Below are 677 nucleotides of genomic sequence, written 5' to 3' on the forward strand. Positions count from 1 at the left end.
GTGTAGACAACGGTATGAACATCGTCTTTTCCTTCAGCAGCATCACCCGTTACACTAGCTTGACTTGGTGTGTAACCAGTAATTTTTGGAGAATTAATAACTGGGTTAGCGTTATCGGCTGGCTTCCAGTCACCCCAAGTAATTGAACCAGTTTTTTCGTTCTTAGTCCCCGTTCTCGTAAATGGAACGGTAACAACCTGGTCTTTTGCCATGGTCTTGCCGTTAGCATCAACATAGTGAACGGTCACGGTTCCTTTACCACTGTCATCAGTAACTGTACTCATGGTGTCACTGTAGATAACGGTATGAACATCATCTTTACCTTCAGTGGCATTTCCAGTCACCGTTGGCTGATCAGGAGTCATATTGGTAACGGTTGGTGAAGTGATTACTGGATGAGCATCTCCTGCTGGCTCCCAATCGCCCCAAGTAATGTTACCAGTCTCGTTATCTCTAGTCCCGGTTCTCGTAAACGGCACGGTCATCGTCTTATCAGGTGCAACGGTGTTGCCGTTAGCGTCCTTGTAGTGAACGGTAATGGTACCGTGACCACTATTATCAGTTACTTGACTAGTAGCGGGACCATAAGGAACTTTAGTGTCTGAACCTGGATCCGTAATTGGGTATGGATAAGTCCCATCTGGACCTGGTTTTAATGGTTGACTTGGATCATGGGG

At 46.2% G+C, this 677-nt stretch carries 1 protein-coding gene; it reads right to left on the reverse strand.

Annotated elements, in window-relative coordinates:
* On the reverse strand, positions 1 to 677 hold a 677-nt coding region (locus AC6UDB_RS06925; protein WP_500709539.1), incomplete at both ends, for a mucin-binding protein.

The sequence above is a fragment of the Fructilactobacillus sp. X3R2C1 genome (assembly GCF_059901235.1).